This window comes from Streptomyces sp. NPDC030021 (assembly GCF_055574035.1).
The window spans coordinates 334,244-353,202 of sequence record NZ_JBVIAH010000003.1; the positions used below are offsets into that span (position 1 = coordinate 334,244).

Here is an 18,959-nt window from a genome sequence, read left to right on the forward strand (position 1 = left end):
GAGGCTGGGGGTGTGGCTGCCGAATACGACTACTCGGACCTGACCGCCCTCTACGTGAACTGCACGCTCAAACGCTCACCCGAGACCAGCAACACCGAGGGCCTGATCGACCGGAGCCGCAGGGTCATGGAATCGGCCGGCACCCGGACCTCCCTCATCCGCGCCGTCGACCACGACATCGCGACCGGGGTCTGGCCCGACATGACCGAGCACGGCTGGGAGAGCGACCAGTGGCCGGTCCTCTACAGCCAGCTCATGGACGCCGACATCCTCGTCCTGTGCGGCCCCATCTGGCTCGGCGACAACAGCTCCGTGATGAAGCAGGTCATCGAGCGGCTCTACGCCTGCTCCTCGCTGCTGAACGAGCGGGGCCAGTACGCCTACTACGGGCGGGTCGGCGGCGCACTGATCACCGGCAACGAGGACGGCGTCAAGCACTGTGCCATGAACATCCTCTACAGCCTCCAGCACCTCGGCTACGTGATTCCGCCGCAGGCCGACGCGGGCTGGATCGGCGAGGCCGGGCCCGGACCCTCCTACCTGGACCCCGGCTCGGGCGGCCCCGAGAACGACTTCACCAACCGCAACACCGCCTTCATGTCCTGGAACCTCATGCACCTGGCCGCCCTGCTCAAGCGCTCGGGCGGCATCCCGCCGCACGGCAACCAGCGCGCGCAGTGGGACGCGGGCTGCCGCTCCGACTTCCCCAACCCCGAACACCGCTGAACCGGCGCCCGCAAGGGTGCGCAGGACCGGTGGCCGCGCAGCGATGAGTTTCCCCGCCCCGGACGGTCTCATCGTTGTCGACCAGACTGGAGGAAGCCCGTGGAGCAACTGCTGAGAGTCCAGAACTTCACCGTTTCGCGCGACGGATTCGGTGCCGGTGAGCACCAGAGCCTCGCGCGGCCGTTCGGCCACGCCGACCCCGGCGAGCTGTTCTTCTGGGCCGGAGCCACCGCGAGCTGGCCCAACCGCACCGACCCCGGAGGGAGCCGGGGTCTCGACGACTACTTCACCCGGGACTTCACGCACAACATCGGCGCCGAGATCATGGGTCGCAACAAGTTCGCTCCCCAGCGCGGGCCCTGGGCCGACCACGAGTGGCGCGGCTGGTGGGGTGAGGAGCCCCCGTTCCACACCCCCGTGTTCGTCATGACCCACCACCCGCGTCCCTCGTTCACGCTCTCCGACACCACCTTCCACTTCGTCGACGCCGATCCGGCCACGGTCCTCGACCGGGCGCGGGAAGCCGCGCGGGGCAAGGACGTCCGGCTCGGCGGCGGGGCCACCACGATCCGCGAGTTCCTCGACGCCGACCTCGTCGACACCCTGCACGTGGCGGTCGCACCGGTGGAGATCGGAGCCGGGGTCCGACTCTGGGAGTCCCCCGAAGAGCTGCTCGACCGGTTCCACCTCGACGTCGTGCCCAGCGCGAGCGGTGTGACGCACCACCTGTTCTGGCGGCGGTGACCGGCGGACCGCCTCGGGACGCCGGCGTGGCGGACGCCTTCCGGGCCGGCACGTCCGCCTAGGCCGTCTCTTTCGGATCTTGTCAGCCGAGCCCGCGGCGTCCGGTGCCATGGGGTCTCCCAGGCCCGCAGGGCCGAGGGGAAGCATGGCAACCGGCTGGTCCTGCAGTCCTACCCGTCGCCGATCCCGGGCGGCGAGTCCTTCCGGCTGAACCAGAACGACTCGGACCGGATGTTCGAGGACGGCTGCCCCTTCAACGACCGGGACGCGGACTGGGCGGCGTACACGCTCGTCCCGCAGATCGGCGGCATGGTCAAGGCGGTGGCCGGCGCGCGCGGCACGGACTACATGGACCGGACCCGCGTGAGCACGAATGGTTCCGTTTCCTCGACTACGTCAACACGCAGGGCACGCTGGAGGAGTCCACGCACCCCAACGCCCACGGGCAGCGGGCGATGGCGGCCTGCCTCGGCCTGGTCGGCGCGGCCGCGCCGGGCCGGTACGCGTGCACGCAGGACTGGTTCGGCAACGGCGACCCGAGCGCGATGCGGATCCGCCCGGCGGGCTGACGCGGGGGCCCGGGGCGCGTGCGACGCACCGGGCCCGTCGGTCAGGAGTGGTTCAGTGCGCGATGTCAACGATGAACCGCTCCGGCGCGTGCAGGGCGTAGGCACGGTAGTACGGCAGGGTGTCGAAGGCGGCGCCGAAGGTCACGTACCCCTCGTAGTCGCCGGTCAGGGCGATGCCCTTGAGCTTGCTGAGGTTGATCTTCTGCAGCTTGGGCCCCTGGTAGACGCTCTGCCCCGCATCGTTGTGCGCGGCGGCGGGGTTGAGCCGGATCTCCAGGAAGTACTTCCCGGGCAGCGGCACGGGCTTCCCGGACCCGTCGTAGACCAGGTGCGGGACGGGAGTGACGATCACCGTGGGGACGTACCCCTGCAGGTCGATGACGATCCGGTCGAACGTGGCGTGCCCGCCCCAGCGGGCATTGACCACGAGCGGGGTCTGGGTCTGGGTGGCGGCGGTGTGGGTGGAGGCCGAGGCGGGCGCGGCGAACGAGAGGCAGGCGGCGAGCAGGGCGCCGGTTGCCAGGGCCACGAACTGCCGGAGACGGGCGTGGATCATGACGTCCCCTCGATTCTCGAGAGACGGGGACTGGTGGCACTACCGAGGACGTCCTCGGGGATCGCACGGTTCCGGTTCCGTTCGCGTCCTGTCCCGGGATCCGTGGACGGAAAAAGGGGCCCGGCGCGCGCGCCGGGCCCCTCTCGTGTCACGCGGTGCGCGTCAGCACTCGATGACGTTGACCGCGAGGCCGCCGCGGGCGGTCTCCTTGTACTTGACCTTCATGTCGGCGCCGGTCTCCTTCATGGTCTTGATGACCTTGTCGAGGGACACCTTGTGGCTGCCGTCGCCGCGCATCGCCATCCGCGCCGCGGTGACGGCCTTGACCGCCGCCATGCCGTTGCGCTCGATGCAGGGGATCTGCACCAGGCCGCCGACCGGGTCGCAGGTCAGGCCGAGGTTGTGCTCCATGCCGATCTCGGCCGCGTTCTCGACCTGCTCCGGGGTGCCGCCGAGGACCTCGGCGAGGGCGCCGGCCGCCATCGAGCAGGCGGAGCCCACCTCGCCCTGGCAGCCGACCTCGGCGCCGGAGATCGAGGCGTTCTCCTTGAACAGCATGCCGATCGCGCCCGCGGCGAGGAGGAAGCGGACCACGCCGTCCTCGTCCGCGCCCGGCACGAAGTTCATGTAGTAGTGGAGCACGGCGGGCAGGACGCCCGCGGCGCCGTTGGTCGGCGCGGTCACCACCCGGCCGCCGGCCGCGTTCTCCTCGTTGACCGCCATCGCGTAGATCGTCGCCCACTCGCTGCGGTGCAGCATCGGGTCGCCCTCGGTGCGCAGCTGGCGCGCCGTGGAGGCGGCCCGGCGCTTGACCCGCAGACCGCCGGGGAGGATGCCCTCACGGGACATGCCGCGCGAGACGCAGGACTGCATGACGCGCCAGATCTCCAGGAGGCCCTCGCGGATCTCCTCCTCCGTGCGCCAGGCCTTCTCGTTCTCCAGCATCAGCGAGGAGATCGACAGGCCGGTCTCGTTCGCGAGGCGCAGCATCTCGTCGCCGGAGCGGAAGGGGTACTTCAGCACCGTGTCGTCGAGCTTGATCCGGTCCTCGCCGACCGCGTCCTCGTCCACGACGAAGCCGCCGCCGACCGAGTAGTAGGTCTTCTCCAGCAGCGGGGTGCCGGCGCTGTCGTACGCGAAGAGCGTCATGCCGTTCGCGTGGTACGGCAGGGAGCGCCGGCGGTGCAGGATCAGCTGGTTCGGCTCGTCGAAGGCGATCTCGTGGACATCGCCTATCTCCGCGCCCAGCAGCCGCAGCCGGCCGCTCTTGCGGATGCGCTCGACCTCGTCGTCGGCGGTCTCGACGTTCACCGTGCGCGGGGAGTGGCCCTCCAGACCGAGCAGCACCGCCTTGGGGGTGCCGTGACCGTGGCCGGTCGCGCCGAGGGATCCGAAGAGCTCGGCCCGGACGGAGGTGGTCTGGGCCAGCACGCCGTCCTTCTTCAGCCGCATCACGAACATGCGCGCGGCCCGCATCGGACCGACCGTGTGGGAGGAGGAGGGACCGATACCGATGGAGAAGAGATCGAAGACGGAGATGGCCACGGTGGCGGACTCCCTTGTCTGCTCGTGGGGTGGGAGGGGGCAGGAGAGGAGAAGTGGATTATTCGGATTTTGTCCGGCAGACGAGCTTAACGCGGCGAAGTGAACGCCTCGGCTGCCGGGCGAGGTGGGAAGGATTACGTGGACAGGTCGGCCGGGTGTCCGGGGCCATGGGCCGGTGTGGGCCGCGGGCCGCGGGGCGAGGTGCGCCGGGGCGGGGCGCCGCGGCTGCCGGGAGTCGCAGGGGCGGGGGCGGGCGCCCGCCGCGACCGGGGGAGGGGTGTCGGGCGCCGGTCATGAGAAGGGCCCGGCCTGTGCGGGAACAAGGCCGGGCCCTCCGTGGCCGTTGGCCGGACGCCGGTTAGAGCGTCGGGTACAGCGGGAACTTCGCGGCGAGCGCGGAGACGCGAGCCTTCAGGGCCTCGCTGTCGTACGCGGGCTTCAGCGCCTGCGCGATGATCTCGGCGACCTCGGTGAAGGCCTCGGCGTCGAAACCGCGGGTGGCCAGGGCCGGCGTACCGATCCGCAGACCCGAGGTGACCATCGGCGGCCGCGGGTCGTTCGGGATGGCGTTGCGGTTGACCGTGATGCCGACCTCGTGGAGGCGGTCCTCGGCCTGCTGACCGTCCAGCTCGGAGTTGCGCAGGTCGACCAGGACCAGGTGCACGTCGGTGCCACCGGTGAGGACGTCCACGCCCACGGCCTTGACGTCGTCCTGGACCAGGCGGGCGGCGAGGATCTTCGCACCCTCCAGGGTGCGCTCCTGGCGCTCCTTGAACTCGGGCGAGGCCGCCACGAGGAAGGAGACCGCCTTGGCCGCGATCACGTGCTCCAGCGGGCCACCCTGCTGACCCGGGAAGACCGCGGAGTTGATCTTCTTGGCCAGCTCCTGCGTCGACAGGATGACACCGCCGCGCGGACCGCCGAGGGTCTTGTGCGTGGTGGTGGTGACGACGTGGGCGTGCGGCACCGGGTTCGGGTGCAGACCGGCGGCGACCAGGCCGGCGAAGTGCGCCATGTCGACCATCAGGTACGCGCCGACCTCGTCCGCGATGCGGCGGAAGGCGGCGAAGTCCAGCTGGCGCGGGTAGGCGGACCAGCCTGCGACGATCAGCTGCGGCTTGGACTCCTTGGCGAGGCGCTCGACCTCGGCCATGTCCACCTCGCCGGTCTCGTCGACGTGGTACGGAACCACGTTGTAGAGCTTGCCGGAGAAGTTGATCTTCATGCCGTGGGTCAGGTGACCACCGTGGGCCAGGCTGAGGCCCATGATCGTGTCGCCCGGCTTCAGCAGCGCGAACATCGCGGCGGCGTTGGCCTGCGCACCGGAGTGCGGCTGGACGTTCGCGGCCTCGGCGCCGAACAGCGCCTTGATGCGGTCGATCGCGATCTGCTCGACGACGTCGACGTGCTCGCAGCCACCGTAGTAACGGCGGCCCGGGTAGCCCTCGGCGTACTTGTTGGTCAGGACCGAGCCCTGGGCCTCCATGACGGCGACCGGAGCGAAGTTCTCCGACGCGATCATTTCGAGGGTGGACTGCTGGCGAACGAGCTCGGCGTCGACGGCGGCGGCGACGTCCGGGTCGAGCTCGTGCAGAGGGGTGTTGAGAACAGACATCAGGATCCCCTGGGGTGTCAGTTGTCGGAGTGGGTGAGCGCGGCGTACTCCTCGGCGGAGAGCAGGTCGGCCGGCTCCTCCGCGGTGCGCACCTTGAACAGCCAGCCACCCTCGAACGGAGCGGTGTTGACGAGCGCCGGGTCGTCCACGACGTCCTGGTTGAACTCGACGACCTCGCCGGTGACGGGGGAGTACAGGTCGCTGACCGACTTGGTCGACTCCAGCTCGCCACAGGTCTCGCCCGCGGTCACCGTGTCGCCGACCGAGGGGAGGTCGGCGTAGACGACGTCACCGAGCGCGTTGGCCGCGAACTCCGTGATGCCGACCGTCGCGACGCCGTCCTCGGCGGTCGACAGCCACTCGTGCTCCTTGCTGTAACGCAGCTGCTGGGGGTTGCTCATGACCTGATTCTCCTGGATGCGGGGGAGTGGATACGAACTGCGGTCTTGGGTACTGAGACGGCGCCGTACGGGTTTCCGGACGGCGGACGTGGTGCGTGGGGCTACTTCTGCCGCTTGTAGAACGGCAGCGCCACGACCTCGTACGGCTCATGCGTACCGCGAATGTCGACGCCGACGCCGGACGTGCCGGGCGCGGCGTGTGCCGCGTCCACGTACGCCATCGCGATCGGCTTGCCCAGCGTCGGCGACGGGGCGCCGGAGGTGACCTCGCCGATGACCTGACCGTCGGCGACGACCGGGAACCCGGCGCGCGGGACGCGGCGGCCCTCGGCGATCAGACCGACCAGCTTGCGCGGCGGGTTCGTGGCGGCGCGCTCGGCGGCGGCCTCCAGCGCGGCGCGGCCGACGAAGTCGCCCTCCTTCTCGAACTTCACGACCCGGCCCAGACCCGCGTCGAACGGGGTGAGGGAGGTGGTCAGCTCGTGCCCGTACAGCGGCATGCCCGCTTCCAGGCGCAGGGTGTCGCGGCAGGACAGGCCGGCCGGGACCAGGCCGACGCCCTCGCCGGCCTTGGTCAGCGCCTGCCACAGCTCCACGGCGTGCTCGGGGGCGACGAACAGCTCGAAGCCGTCCTCGCCCGTGTAGCCGGTGCGCGCGATCAGCGCGGGCACGCCGGCGACGGTGCCCGGCAGGCCGGCGTAGTACTTCAGGCCGTCCAGGTCGGCGTCGGTCAGGGACGCCAGGATGCCGGGGGACTCCGGGCCCTGCACGGCGAGCAGCGCGTACGCGTCGCGGTCGTCGCGGACCTCGGTGTCGAAGCCGGCGGCGCGTTCGGTCAGGGTGTCCAGGACGACCTGGGCGTTGGAGGCGTTGGCGACGACCATGTACTCGGTCTCGCCGAGGCGGTAGACGATCAGGTCGTCGACGATCCCGCCGTCCTCCTGACAGATGTGCGTGTAGCGGGCGCGGCCGACACCGACGGTGGAGATGTTGCCGACCAGCGCGTAGTCCAGGGCCTTGACGGCCTCCGGGCCGGTCAGCGTGATCTCGCCCATGTGGGACAGGTCGAAGAGACCGGCCTTGGTGCGTACGGCGTTGTGCTCGTCGCGCTCGCTGGCGTACCGCAGCGGCATGTCCCAGCCCGCGAAATCGGTCATGGTCGCACCGAGCGAGCGGTGCAGCGCATCGAGGGCGGTCAGGCGGGGGGCAGTGCTCATGGGTGTGGCTCCCGGGTCCCAGGGCATCGACATGACATGACGAGGACGTTCCTCCCCATCTGTCATCGGAACCTGAGAGGTTCGCCGAGAGTTCCGCCGATCAGCAGATCGCCGGTTCTTCTCATCGACTTGCACCTTGGGTGGAGCTGCGCAGCAGCTCGCTTTTCAGATCTGCCTCATCCACGCGGTACGGGGCCTGAGAGATTCAAGGGAGGTTCTTGCTCCTTCGGCGCCCGCGCACGGCCTTGCGGCGTGCCGGGACTCTCCCGCGCGGATTCAAGCGGCCGGTATGCAGTTGGTCCAGATGGCGCACATCATTGCACGCCATGCCCGAGATCGGGCGGCGGGGTCCGAAAGTTCGTACGGCCCTCCGAAGGGCCGGACCGGAACCGGGGCCGCCGGATTGCCGTCTCTTTACACTCAGTGGGCAAGGGTCCTGGTGACCCGATTCGGGGGAGGCGAACACTGTGCGGAGATTCGGAGTGGTGACGACGACGGGAACGGTGGAGGCGGTACCCGCGCAGCGCGGCGTGCGCGGGCGCGGGCGGGCGGCCGACACCGGCCTCGGCCTCGTACGTGACCTGCGCGGACCGGCCGCGCGCGCCCCGCACCGGCTCGGCTTCGCGGACGGGGACATCGTCGTGGTGTCCGGCCTGCCCGGCGGCGGCAAGAGCACGCTGATCAAGCGGGCGGCCGCCGAGGGCGGGGCCGTGGACTCCCAGGACACCCGTGAGCGCTGGGAGCGCCGCATGCCCGCGGCGCTGCCGTACGCGGTGTACCGGCCGCTGGTGCGCGCCGCGCACTACTGGGGGCTGTGGCGGATCCTGCGCTCCGGGGCCTCCGTCGTCGTCCACGACTGCGGTACGCAGGCCTGGGTACGCGGCCTGCTCGCGGCCGCCGCGCGCCGCCGGGGCCGGGCGCTGCACCTGCTCCTGCTGGACAGCAGCCCCGAGGAGGCCCTCTCCGGTCAGGCCGCGCGCGGCCGCCGGGTCTCCGCCTACGCCTTCGCCCGCCACCGCGGCGCGGTGACCCGGCTGCTCCGCGAGGCCGAAGCGGGCCGGCCGCCCGCGGGCTGCGCCTCGGCGACCCTGCTCGACCGGGCCTCCGCCGCGACGGTGACCCGCATAGCCTTCAACGCCTGACCCGCCGGGTGCGGCGCCGCTGCCGGACTCTGCCCGGACCCGCTCCTCAAACGCCGGAGGGGCTGGATTTGCCACTGCGCGGCAACCGGCATCAGCGGTGGGCGCAGGCCGGACCGAATCAAGCCCCGCCGGCGTTTGAGGAGCGAGGGGTTCGGGGCGGAGCCCCGGCTCCTTTCGGCGCCGGCCGAACCCCGGCGGCGCGGCCGCGCGCGGAGCCGGTACCCTGCGGGGCGACACGCGCGGGAAACAAGACAGAGGCAGGGGCGGATGCAGGGCAGCGGCTGGCCGGGGAATGAGCTGGAGCAGGTGCTCGGGGCGGCGCTCGGGCAGCCGGACGCCGGGGGGCGGATCCTGGAGGTCCTCGGGCGCAGCCAGGTATGGGTGCCCCTGCCGGGCGGGGGCGCCCCGACGGCGGCCGGCCTCGACCTGCCCACCATGGACATCGGCGGGGCGGCGTACGTCCCCGTCTACAGCTCCGAGGCCCAGTTCCACGCCTGCGTCGGCCCCGGCATGGACTTCGCGGTGGCTCCCGCCGCCGAGTTCGCCCGCGGCCTGCCCCCGCAGCTCGGCATCGCCCTCAATCCCGAGGGCGCCGTCGGCGTACCGCTCCCCCCGCCCGCCGTCGCGGAGCTCTGCCGCAGCGGCCGGACCCCGCTCGACGGCCCGGCCACCGGCGGCCGGGTCCGGCTCTTCGAGCCCGACTGGCAGGACGATCCGGTGGATTTCCTCGCCGCCGCCACCGAGGAGTTCCGGGCCACCGGAGTGGTCGCCGCCGCGCACCGCTGCCTCGCCAGCGTCGAGGGCGGGGCACCCCAGCTGTTCGTCGGCGTCCGCCTGGTGGGATGGGAACCCGAGATGCAGGCCGCGCCGATGGAGGCCCTCGGACGGGCCCTGACCCGTGTCCCGCCGCCGTGGCCGGTGCAGTTGATCCTGCTGGACGCCGTCCAGGACCCGGTCACGGACTGGATTCGTGAGCGCGTACGCCCCTTCTACCTGCCGTAGGGCCGCTTAAGCTGGTTACATCTCCTGGCCGCACGCGCGACTGCCGGTTCGGAGGACACGCGTGGAGCGACGGGCGGACGAAGAGGGGTTCCGGGTGAGTGCGTCAGGCACGGCCGCGGCCGGGCAGGTCGAGCACATGATGCGCCAGGTGACTCCCGGGCGCTACGAGAGTTACGAGTCACTCCTGCACGCCCTCTCCGAGGGCCGGCTGTGGATGCTGCTCTGGCAGGGGCAGCCGGGCTCCCCGGACGCCCAGTACGGCGGTATGGAGGTCGAGAGCCTCGGCTACGCGCCCTGCGTCACCTCCCCCCAGGAGCTGGCCGCCAGCGGCTGGAACCGGGGCTACGAGGTCGTCACAGGGCGGGACATCGCCCGCGCGCTGTATCCGGACCGCTGGGGCCTGTGGCTCAACCCGCACGTCCAGGGCGGTGGCCTCGGCGTGCCCTGGGCCGACCTGCGCCGGATCGCCACCGGCCTGGACCGGATGCCGGCCGGACCGCTGCGCCTCTCCGAGCCCGCGATCGAGCTCCCGCAGTTCTACGGACTGCTGACCCAGCACGCGCACCGCACCCCGGCCGTGCGGTCGCTGCGCCGCGCGTGGGTGCAGCCCGCGCTCGGCTCCCCGTACCTCGCGGTCGGGCTCGACCTGTACGACGCCTCCGCGCCCGCCCTGGAATCCGTACGGGAGATGATGCGGCAGTCGGTCGGGGTGGTCCCCGAGGGCGTCCCGGTGTGCACGGTCGCACTCGGGGACGAGCACGACCCCGTCGCCATGTGGCTGCGCGCGCAGACCCGGCCCTTCTACGACCGTGAGGGCCAGGCGCCGGCGTACTGACGCGATATCCGAATATCGAGACATCCTTCGCGAAGGCCGCACCGATCCCATCGGTGCGGCCTTCGGCATATCCGGTGAATCCGCCCAAGATCCATGCCCGAAAGGGCAGTTGGGTCGGATGTCCGTTCCGTACAGAACGGGCGGTGTTTCACCGCTCAACAGATCCCGGGGTTCGGATAACGGAAGGTGTAGGCGTAGATCACGGTTGCGCATCACATCCCCGGGGGGTCTGGCGGGCGCTTGAGAGGGCGTTGAAGACTCCACCCCACCGAAGGCCGGTCCATCTCGCGAACACCAGCTCTTCACGTGCACTTCCGGCACATTTCGTGCCAATCGCACCACCAGCGACGCCGATTGAACCAAGCCGCCACAGCGGCGGGCATGGGCCGACCGATGTCGGCCGAGAGGGGTCCCACCACGATGACGGCACCACTGCAGGACACCAGCGCGGCCGAGCCCGCAGCCGTGGCCACCTCCGAGGTTCCGCGCAAGGCGATCGAGGGACGTTCGCTCGGCCGTATCGCGTGGACCAGACTCAAGCGCGACAAGGTGGCGATGGCCGGCGGCGTGGTCGTGCTGCTGCTGGTGGTCCTGGCCATGCTCTCGCAGCCGATCCAGTGGATCTTCGGGCTGGACCCGGACGCCCTGCACCAGGACCTCATCGATCCCTCCCTGGCCACCCCCGTGGGCTCCTTCGGCGGCATCGGCTGGGAGCACCCGCTGGGCGTGGAGCCGAAGTTCGGCCGCGACATCGCCACCCGCATCCTGGAAGGCTCCTGGGTCTCCCTGCTGGTCGCCTTCGGATCGACCGTGCTCTCGGTGTTCATCGGCTCCGTGCTGGGCGTCATCGCCGGGTACTACGGAGGCTGGGCCGACACGGTGATCAGCCGCATGATGGACACCTTCCTCGCCTTCCCGCTGCTGCTCTTCGCGATCTCCATCTCGGCCGCCCTCCAGGGCGGGGCCTTCGGCCTCGAAGGGCTGCCGCTGCACATCAGCGTGCTGATCTTCGTGATCGGCTTCTTCAGCTGGCCCTACATCGGACGCATCGTGCGCGGCCAGACCCTCTCGCTGCGTGAGCGGGAGTTCGTCGACGCGGCCCGCAGCCTCGGCGCCCGCGGCCCCTTCATCGTCTTCCGCGAGCTGCTGCCGAACCTGATGGCGCCGATCCTCGTCTACTCCACGCTGCTCATCCCGACCAACATCCTCTTCGAGGCCTCCCTGAGCTTCCTCGGCGTGGGTATCCAGCCGCCGCAGGCCTCATGGGGCGGAATGCTCAGCTCCGCCGTGGCCTACTACAAGGTCGACCCGATGTTCATGGTCGTCCCGGGCATGGCGATCTTCGTCACCGTGCTCGCCTTCAACCTCCTCGGCGACGGCTTGCGCGACGCCCTGGACCCCAAGAGCTCGCGCTGACCCTCCCGTTCCTCGGGCACCCGGCCGAGGCTCCGCCAGTACCCACCATCACTCCGAATCAGGGGGCATCACTCCGCCATGAGAAGCAGGTCGAGAACAGCCGCGGTGCTTGCCGCCGCCATCACCGTCGCCCTCACCGCCTCCGCCTGCAATGGTGGTGACAAGACCGGCGGCGACGACAAGTCGGCCGGCGCCAACGCCGCCGTCAAGGCCGTGGTCAACGCTTCGGACAAGAAGGGCGGGACGGTCGTCTACGAGGCGTCCGACACCCCCGACTCCTTCGACCCCGGCAACACGTACTACGGCTTCGTCTTCAACTTCAGCCGCCTGTACGCCCGTCCGCTGACCACCTTCGCGCCCGCCCCGGGCGCCGAGGGCAACAAGGTGGTCCCGGACCTCGCCGAGAGCCTCGGCGTGCCGAGCGACGGCGGCGCGACCTGGACGTACAAGCTGCGCAAGGGCGTCAAGTACAGCGACGGCTCGGCGGTCACCTCCAAGGACGTCAAGTACGCGGTCGAGCGCAGCAACTTCGCGCGTGACGTGCACTCCAACGGCCCGAACTACCTCGCGCAGTACCTCAAGAACAACGAGACCCCGTACGAGGGCCCGTACAAGGACAAGTCCGACACCGGACTGCAGTCCATCGAGACCCCCGACGACCAGACGATCGTCTTCAAGCTGAAGCAGCCCTTCGCCGAGTTCGACTACCTGCTGGCGAACCCGCAGTCGGCGCCCGTGCCGAAGGCCAAGGACAACGGCGCGGACTATGTGAAGAACATCGTCTCCTCGGGCTCGTACATGTTCGAGAGCTACGAGCACGACAAGCAGGCCGTCCTGGTCCGCAACCCCAACTGGGACGCCTCCACGGACCCGCTGCGCAAGCAGCTCCCGGAGAAGATCGTCGTCAAGCTGAAGGTCAACCAGGAGACGATCGACTCCAACCTGAAGGCCGGCAACACCCACATCGACATCGTCGGTAACGGTGTGGCCCAGCAGACCCAGACCGAGCTGCTGACCTCGAAGGACCCCAACACCGACAACGCCGAGGGTGGTCGCCTGGTCTACATGGCGATGAACACCAAGGTGGCGCCCTTCGACAACGTCGAGTGCCGCAAGGCGGTCCAGTACGCGGTCGACAAGGTGTCGGTGCAGACCGCCTTCGGCGGCCCCATCCGCGGCGCCATCGCCAGCACCGTCCTGCCGACCGACATCCCGGGTCACGTGGACTTCAACACCTACAAGACCCCGGACGACAAGGGTGACGAGGCCAAGGCCAAGGCCGCGCTGACCGCCTGCGGCCAGCCGAACGGCTTCGAGACCACCATCACCGCGCGCAACGACCGCGCCGGCGAGGTCGACATGGCCACGGCCATCCAGGCGTCCCTGAAGAAGATCGGGATCACGGTCAAGATCCAGCAGTTCCCGGCCGGCAAGTACTTCAGCGACTACGCGGGCGTCCCGAAGTTCACCGAGGACAACAAGATCGGCCTCATGATGATGCAGTGGGGCGCCGACTGGCCGAGCGGCTTCGGCTTCCTCCAGCAGGTCGTCCACGGTGACGCGATCAGCAAGACGGGCAACACCAACCTGTCGCAGCTGAACGACCCCGAGATCAACAAGATGCTGAACGACAACATCGCCAACACCGACTCCGCCGCCCGCGAGAAGGTCTACGGCGAGATCGACAAGAAGGTCATGGACCAGGCGGTCATCGTGCCCCTGACCTACTTCAAGGTCCTGCACTACCGCTCGCCCAAGCTCACCAACGTGGTCTCCAACCCGGCGTGGAGCGGTCAGTACGACTACCTCAACATCGGCCTGAAGTAACCCCGGACGTCAAGTCCTCAGGCAGTTCGACCCTCTCAGCCAGATCTGCCAGAACCGTGGAAGGCAGGTGAAGGCAGCAGTGCGCGCGCCGGTCCGTCCCGCGCCCCCGACCGGGGTGCGGGGCGGACCGGCGGACGCCGAAGCCGACCCCCGTGTTTGTGTACATCGTCCGGCGGCTGTTCGCCGCGGTGTTCCTGCTGCTCGTTGTCAGCGCGATCACCTTCGCGATCTTCTTCCTGCTGCCCCGGCTGGCCGGCGGCACGGCCGACTCGCTGGCCACCCAGTACGTGGGCAAGAACCCCTCGCCCGAGTCCATCGCCGCGGTCAAGAAGAACCTCGGTTTCGACCAGCCCCTGTACGCGCAGTACTGGGACTTCCTGCGGGGCATCTTCGCGGGCCGCGAGTTCAACTACGGCCCCGACCCCTCGCAGTGCAGCGCCCCCTGCCTCGGCTACTCCTTCAAGGACCACGTCGAGGTCTGGCCCGACATCGTCAACCGGCTCCCCATCACCGCCTCCCTCACCCTGGGAGCGGCCGTCATCTGGCTGATCACCGGTGTGACCACGGGCGTGGTCTCGGCCCTGCGCCCGGGCTCGCTCTTCGACCGGCTCGCGATGGGCGTGGCCCTCGCCGGCGTCTCGCTGCCGATGTTCTTCACCGGCACGCTCTCGCTGGCCGTCTTCGTCTTCAACTGGCCCGTGTTCACCAATGTGTACGTGGACTTCTCCGAGGATCCGGCCGCCTGGTTCCAGGGGCTGGTCCTGCCCTGGAGCACACTGGCCTTCCTCTACTCCGCGCTCTACGCCCGGCTCACCCGGGCCGGAATGCTGGAGACCATGAGTGAGGACTACATCCGCACCGCGCGCGCCAAGGGCCTGCGCGAACGGGTGGTCATCACCCGCCACGGGCTGCGCTCCGCGCTGACCCCGATCGTGACCATCTTCGGCATGGACTTCGGGCTGCTCCTCGGCGGCGCCATCGTCACCGAGACGGTCTTCTCGTACCACGGCATCGGTGAGTACGCGTACCACGCCATCGCGGTGAACGACCTGCCGAAGATCCTCGGGGTGACCCTCTTCGCCGGAGCCTTCATCGTGCTGTGCAACCTGGTGGTCGACCTCGTCTACGCCATCATCGACCCGAGGGTGAGGCTGTCGTGACCGATCCGACTCCGAAGGGGAACGAGGCCGGCGCGTCCGCCGCCGCCGACCGTGCCGCGCACACCGCAACCGCCACGGCGCTCGTGGCGGGACCGGGCGACGGCCCTCCCTCCGAGGCCTTCCTCGACGTACGCGACCTCAAGGTCCACTTCCCCACCGACGACGGCGTCGTCAAGTCCGTCGACGGGCTCTCCTTCCAGCTGGAGAAGGGCCAGACCCTCGGCATCGTGGGCGAGTCCGGCTCCGGCAAGTCGGTCACCTCACTGGCCGTCATGGGCCTGCACCGGGCGGGCAACGCCGACCGGTCCAACGTCGAGATGTCGGGCGAGATCTGGCTCGGCGGCAAGGAACTGCTGTCCGCCGATCCCGAGGAGGTGCGCCGGCTGCGGGGCCGCGACATGGCGATGATCTTCCAGGATCCGCTGAGCGCGCTGCACCCGTACTACACGATCGGCTCCCAGATCGTGGAGGCGTACCGCGTCCACAACGACGTGGACAAGAAGACGGCGCGCAAGCGGGCCGTCGAAATGCTCGACCGGGTGGGCATCCCCGAGCCGGGCAAGCGCGTGAACGACTATCCGCACCAGTTCTCCGGCGGCATGCGCCAGCGCGCGATGATCGCGATGTCGCTGGTCAACAACCCCGACCTGCTGATCGCGGACGAGCCGACCACGGCCCTGGACGTCACCGTGCAGGCGCAGATCCTGGACCTGATCCGCGATCTGCAGAAGGAGTTCGGCTCCGCCGTCATCATGATCACGCACGACCTCGGCGTGGTCGCGGAGATGGCCGACGAGATCCTCGTGATGTACGGCGGCCGGTGCGTCGAGCGGGGCACCGCCGAGAAGGTCTTCTACGAGCCCCGCCACCCCTACACCTGGGGCCTGCTGGGCTCGATGCCGCGCATCGACCGCGAGCAGAGCGAGCGCCTCATCCCGGTCAAGGGCTCCCCGCCCAGCCTCATCAACATCCCCGACGGCTGCGCCTTCAACCCGCGCTGCCCGTACGCCGACGTGCCCAAGGGCAACGTGACGCGTACGGTCCGGCCCGAGCTCACCCAGGACGACAGCCGCCACTGGTCCGCCTGCCACATGTCGCAGGACGAGCGGACCCGGATCTGGACCGAAGAGATTGCGCCGAAGCTGTGACCGAGACGCCTGACACGAAGAAGCCGGAAACGGTGGTCATTCCCGCGCAGGCCAAGGACTCTCCCGAGGTCCTGCTCAAGGTCACCGGCCTGACGAAGCACTTCCCGATCACCAAGGGGCTGATCCGGCGCCAGGTGGGCGCGGTCAAGGCCGTCGACGGCCTCGACTTCGACGTCCGGCGCGGGGAGACCCTCGGCATCGTCGGTGAGTCCGGCTGCGGGAAGTCGACCATGGGCCGGCTGATCACGCGGCTGCTGGAGCCGACCGGCGGCTCCATCGAGTTCGAGGGCAAGGACATCACGCACCTCGGGGTGTCGGGCATGCGCCCGCTGCGCCGGGACGTGCAGATGATCTTCCAGGACCCGTACGGCTCGCTGAACCCCCGCCACACGGTGGGCACCATCGTCAGCGCGCCGTTCAAGCTCCAGAAGGTCGCACCGGAGGGCGGGCTCAAGGCGGAGGTCCAGCGGCTGCTCTCGCTCGTGGGTCTCAACCCCGAGCACTACAACCGCTACCCGCACGAGTTCTCCGGCGGCCAGCGCCAGCGCATCGGCATCGCGCGGGCTCTCGCGCTGAAGCCGAAGCTGGTGGTCGCGGACGAGCCCGTCTCGGCGCTGGACGTGTCGATCCAGGCCCAGGTGGTGAACCTGCTGGACGACCTCCAGGACGAGCTCGGCCTCACCTACGTGATCATCGCGCACGACCTGTCGGTCATCCGGCACGTCTCGGACCGCATCGCCGTGATGTACCTCGGCAAGATGGTCGAGCTGGCAGACAACAAGGGGCTGTACGGGGCGCCCATGCACCCCTACACCAATGCCCTGATGTCGGCCGTGCCCGTGCCCGACCCGAGGCGGCGCGGCGCCAAGAGCGGCCGCATCCTGCTCAAGGGCGACGTCCCGTCGCCGATCTCGCCGCCGAGCGGCTGCCGCTTCCACACCCGGTGCTGGAAGGCCACGCAGATCTGCGCTGCGCAGGAGCCGCCGCTGCTGGCGCTGAAGCCGGGCCACCAGGTGGCCTGCCACCACCCGGAGAACGCCCCCGACCAGGCACCGGGCGACCAGCCCCTGCCGGGCGCGGCGGACGCGGTGGCCAAGGTCACGGAGTAACCGCTGCGGCAGGGCCGGGCCCGCGCGCTTCGCGCGACCCCGGCCCTGCCGCGCAAACCGGGCCACGGGGCGCAAATCCAGCCTCGCCCGGGGCCCCTCCCAGCGGTAGCTGGGGGAGTTTGAGGCGCGGGGTCCGGGGCGGAGCCCCGGGTCCTGAAGCTGCACCGGCCCCGGCGGGAGCCGCACGGCACACCCGGCGTCGGCGGAGCCCCGCATTCTGCCGAGCCCGCCGCAGGTGACAATGGCCCGGTGCTCCACGATCTCTTCCCGCCCGGGATCCAGCATGCCCTGGACCTCGCCGGCATCTTCGTCTTCGCCACCGCAGGCGCCCTGCTCGCCATCCGCAAGAACTTCGACGTCTTCGGCATCGCCGTCCTCGCGCTCGTCACGGCCCTGGGCGGCGGTCTCTTCCGGGACCTCGTCATCGGTGCCGTGCCGCCCGCCGCCTTCGGTGAGCTCAGCTTCTTCGTGACCCCGCTGGTCGCCGCAGCGATCGTCTACTTCCTGCACCCCGAGGTCCAGCGGATCAACCGCGCCATCAACGTCTTCGACGCGGCCGGCCTCGGGCTGTTCTGCGTGACGGGTACGACCAAGGCCTACGAGTACGGACTCGGCCTCACGGCCTCCGCGGCGCTCGGCGTGACCACGGCCGTCGGCGGCGGCGTCGTGCGCGACGTGCTGGCCAACGAGGTGCCCTCGCTGCTGCGCGACCGCGAGATGTACGCCGTTCCCGCGCTGGTCGGCGCCTCGATGGTGGCCGTCTTCATCAGCCTGCACGCCCTGAACGGCATCACCACAGGCCTCGCGATCGTCACCACCTTCGTCCTCCGCCTGCTCGCCATGCGCTACCACTGGCGGGCGCCGCTGGCCTGGAACAGGCGGTCGTCGGTGGCCGAAGAGCCGTAACAAAAGAAAGCTACCGCTTAGTAGCAAGCCGGTGTACCGTCGTTTACATGTCACACGCAGCTGCCAAGGCATCCATCGGCGACAGTGAGTTCGACCGCGACACCGCCATCACCGCACGCGCGGGCGAGCCCGGGGTGTACGACGCGGAACTCTCCGCCGGCTGGACGATCATCGCCGCCGTGAACGGCGGCTACCTGCTGGCCCTGGTCGGCCGGGCCCTGTCGGCGGCCCTCCCGCACCCGGACCCGTTCACCGTCTCCGCGCACTACCTGACCTCCTCCGTGCCCGGCCCCGCCGTGATCCGCACCCAGGTCGTCCGCGTCGGCCGCACCCTCTCCACCGGCCAGGCCTCGCTGTTCCAGTACGACGAGAGCGGCGCCGAGATCGAGCGCATCCGCGTCCTCGCCTCCTACGGCGACCTCGCGGCCCTGCCGGACGACGTACGCACCGTCGCCGTGCCGCCCGCCATCCCCGCCTACGAGGACTGCATCGGCCCCGAGGCCGGCCCGGCCCCGATCCCCGGCAGCTCCGCCATCGTGGACCGGCTCCGGCTCCGGCTGGACCCGGCGACCGCCGGATGGGCCGTCGGCGCGCCCTCCGGCAAGGGCGAGATGCGGGCCTGGTTCGAGCTGGCCGACGGCCGCGACGCCGACCCGCTCTCCATGCTCCTGGCCGTCGACGCGCTGCCGCCGACCGCCTTCGACATGGGCCTGGTGGCCTGGACCCCGACGGTGGAACTCACCACCCACGTCCGCCGCCGCCCGGCCCCCGGCCCGCTCCGGGTCTCCATCACCACCCGCAACCTGGCCGGCGGCTTCCTGGAGGAGGACGCCGAGGTCTGGGACTCCTCGGACCACCTGGTCGCGCAGTCCCGCCAACTGGCCCGCGCCCTGCGCCCGGCCTGACGCCGGCCCGGCTCCGGCCCGGCTCCGGCCTGACGCCGGTCCGGGCCCGGCTCCACGGATCCGGCGGCGCCCGGGGTGCCTTGCCGGCCATCGTGGGGTCCCGCGGCGCAAGCCGCCACCGGCGGGCTCGTAGAAT

General features: G+C 70.3%; 17 protein-coding genes and 1 riboswitch. Of the genes, 12 read left to right on the top strand and 5 right to left on the bottom strand.

Annotated features, from left to right (window positions below; translation table 11 throughout):
• Positions 1–12 precede the first annotated feature (12 nt).
• The gene (locus ACZ4YL_RS07580; RefSeq protein ID WP_468114500.1) at positions 13–726 is read left to right on the top strand and encodes a flavodoxin family protein; all 714 of its coding nucleotides are present in this window, start codon (positions 13–15) and stop codon (positions 724–726) included.
• A gap of 99 nt (positions 727–825) precedes the next feature.
• Positions 826–1,470, top strand: coding sequence for a dihydrofolate reductase family protein (locus ACZ4YL_RS07585; RefSeq protein WP_468114502.1), 645 nt, complete (start codon positions 826–828; stop codon positions 1,468–1,470).
• Between the two features lie 621 nt (positions 1,471–2,091).
• On the opposite strand, the gene ACZ4YL_RS07590 is transcribed toward ACZ4YL_RS07585, so the two are convergent.
• From ACZ4YL_RS07590 to gcvT, 5 genes are all read right to left on the bottom strand, one after another.
• The gene (locus tag ACZ4YL_RS07590; RefSeq protein ID WP_468114832.1) at positions 2,092–2,592 is read right to left on the bottom strand and encodes an AMIN-like domain-containing (lipo)protein; all 501 of its coding nucleotides are present in this window, start codon (positions 2,590–2,592) and stop codon (positions 2,092–2,094) included.
• A gap of 165 nt (positions 2,593–2,757) precedes the next feature.
• Positions 2,758–4,140 (bottom strand): L-serine ammonia-lyase, encoded by a 1,383-nt coding sequence (locus ACZ4YL_RS07595; RefSeq protein ID WP_468114504.1) that lies wholly within the window; start codon positions 4,138–4,140, stop codon positions 2,758–2,760.
• Between the two features lie 358 nt (positions 4,141–4,498).
• Positions 4,499–5,755, bottom strand: a complete 1,257-nt coding sequence (gene glyA / locus ACZ4YL_RS07600) for a serine hydroxymethyltransferase (RefSeq protein ID WP_468114506.1) — start codon at positions 5,753–5,755, stop codon at positions 4,499–4,501.
• A 17-nt stretch (positions 5,756–5,772) separates the two neighbouring features.
• Entirely contained in the window at positions 5,773–6,156 is a 384-nt protein-coding gene (gcvH, locus tag ACZ4YL_RS07605) for a glycine cleavage system protein GcvH (RefSeq protein ID WP_468114508.1), read from the bottom strand.
• A gap of 101 nt (positions 6,157–6,257) precedes the next feature.
• Positions 6,258–7,373: a glycine cleavage system aminomethyltransferase GcvT gene (gene gcvT / locus ACZ4YL_RS07610; RefSeq protein ID WP_468114510.1), complete on the bottom strand. Its 1,116-nt coding sequence runs from the start codon at positions 7,371–7,373 to the stop codon at positions 6,258–6,260.
• Positions 7,374–7,548: 175 nt separating this feature from the next.
• Positions 7,549–7,652: riboswitch (glycine riboswitch) on the bottom strand.
• Between the two features lie 206 nt (positions 7,653–7,858).
• Between gcvT and ACZ4YL_RS07615 the strand changes: the two genes are divergently transcribed.
• The 10 genes from ACZ4YL_RS07615 (at position 7,859) to ACZ4YL_RS07660 (ending at position 18,823) form a co-directional block, all read left to right on the top strand.
• Complete coding sequence (locus ACZ4YL_RS07615; RefSeq protein ID WP_468114512.1) at positions 7,859–8,515, top strand: AAA family ATPase; 657 nt, start codon at positions 7,859–7,861, stop codon at positions 8,513–8,515.
• 267 nt (positions 8,516–8,782) lie between these two features.
• Complete coding sequence (locus tag ACZ4YL_RS07620; RefSeq protein WP_468114514.1) at positions 8,783–9,517, top strand: enhanced serine sensitivity protein SseB; 735 nt, start codon at positions 8,783–8,785, stop codon at positions 9,515–9,517.
• A gap of 94 nt (positions 9,518–9,611) precedes the next feature.
• Positions 9,612–10,352, top strand: coding sequence for an enhanced serine sensitivity protein SseB C-terminal domain-containing protein (locus ACZ4YL_RS07625; RefSeq protein WP_468114515.1), 741 nt, complete (start codon positions 9,612–9,614; stop codon positions 10,350–10,352).
• Between the two features lie 420 nt (positions 10,353–10,772).
• On the top strand, positions 10,773–11,768 hold the full coding sequence (locus tag ACZ4YL_RS07630; protein ID WP_468114517.1) for an ABC transporter permease: 996 nt from the start codon (positions 10,773–10,775) through the stop codon (positions 11,766–11,768).
• 78 nt (positions 11,769–11,846) lie between these two features.
• Positions 11,847–13,595: an ABC transporter substrate-binding protein gene (locus tag ACZ4YL_RS07635; RefSeq protein WP_382545891.1), complete on the top strand. Its 1,749-nt coding sequence runs from the start codon at positions 11,847–11,849 to the stop codon at positions 13,593–13,595.
• A 152-nt stretch (positions 13,596–13,747) separates the two neighbouring features.
• Positions 13,748–14,755, top strand: a complete 1,008-nt coding sequence (locus ACZ4YL_RS07640) for an ABC transporter permease (protein ID WP_327737522.1) — start codon at positions 13,748–13,750, stop codon at positions 14,753–14,755.
• Positions 14,756–14,838: 83 nt separating this feature from the next.
• Positions 14,839–15,903 carry an ABC transporter ATP-binding protein gene (locus ACZ4YL_RS07645; RefSeq protein ID WP_468114834.1) on the top strand — a complete coding sequence of 355 codons (1,065 nt, stop codon included), beginning with the start codon at positions 14,839–14,841 and terminating at the stop codon, positions 15,901–15,903.
• Positions 15,900–17,012, top strand: coding sequence for an ABC transporter ATP-binding protein (locus ACZ4YL_RS07650; RefSeq protein WP_468114519.1), 1,113 nt, complete (start codon positions 15,900–15,902; stop codon positions 17,010–17,012). The genes ACZ4YL_RS07645 and ACZ4YL_RS07650 overlap by 4 nt, the downstream gene beginning before the upstream one ends.
• Positions 17,013–17,261: 249 nt before the next feature.
• The gene (locus tag ACZ4YL_RS07655; protein WP_468114520.1) at positions 17,262–17,918 is read left to right on the top strand and encodes a trimeric intracellular cation channel family protein; all 657 of its coding nucleotides are present in this window, start codon (positions 17,262–17,264) and stop codon (positions 17,916–17,918) included.
• 47 nt (positions 17,919–17,965) lie between these two features.
• A complete protein-coding gene (locus ACZ4YL_RS07660; RefSeq protein ID WP_189742916.1) occupies positions 17,966–18,823 on the top strand; it encodes a thioesterase family protein in 858 nt (285 codons plus the stop codon).
• The last annotated feature ends 136 nt before the right edge of the window (positions 18,824–18,959 follow it).

Coding starts and splice junctions, on each gene's coding strand:
- gcvT (WP_468114510.1), bottom strand. CDS start 7,373: ATGAGCACTGCCCCCCGCCTGACCGCCCTCGATGCGCTGCACCGCTCG.
- ACZ4YL_RS07660 (WP_189742916.1), top strand. CDS start 17,966: ATGTCACACGCAGCTGCCAAGGCATCCATCGGCGACAGTGAGTTCGAC.
- ACZ4YL_RS07630 (WP_468114517.1), top strand. CDS start 10,773: ATGACGGCACCACTGCAGGACACCAGCGCGGCCGAGCCCGCAGCCGTG.
- ACZ4YL_RS07635 (WP_382545891.1), top strand. CDS start 11,847: ATGAGAAGCAGGTCGAGAACAGCCGCGGTGCTTGCCGCCGCCATCACC.
- gcvH (WP_468114508.1), bottom strand. CDS start 6,156: ATGAGCAACCCCCAGCAGCTGCGTTACAGCAAGGAGCACGAGTGGCTG.
- ACZ4YL_RS07620 (WP_468114514.1), top strand. CDS start 8,783: ATGCAGGGCAGCGGCTGGCCGGGGAATGAGCTGGAGCAGGTGCTCGGG.
- glyA (WP_468114506.1), bottom strand. CDS start 5,755: ATGTCTGTTCTCAACACCCCTCTGCACGAGCTCGACCCGGACGTCGCC.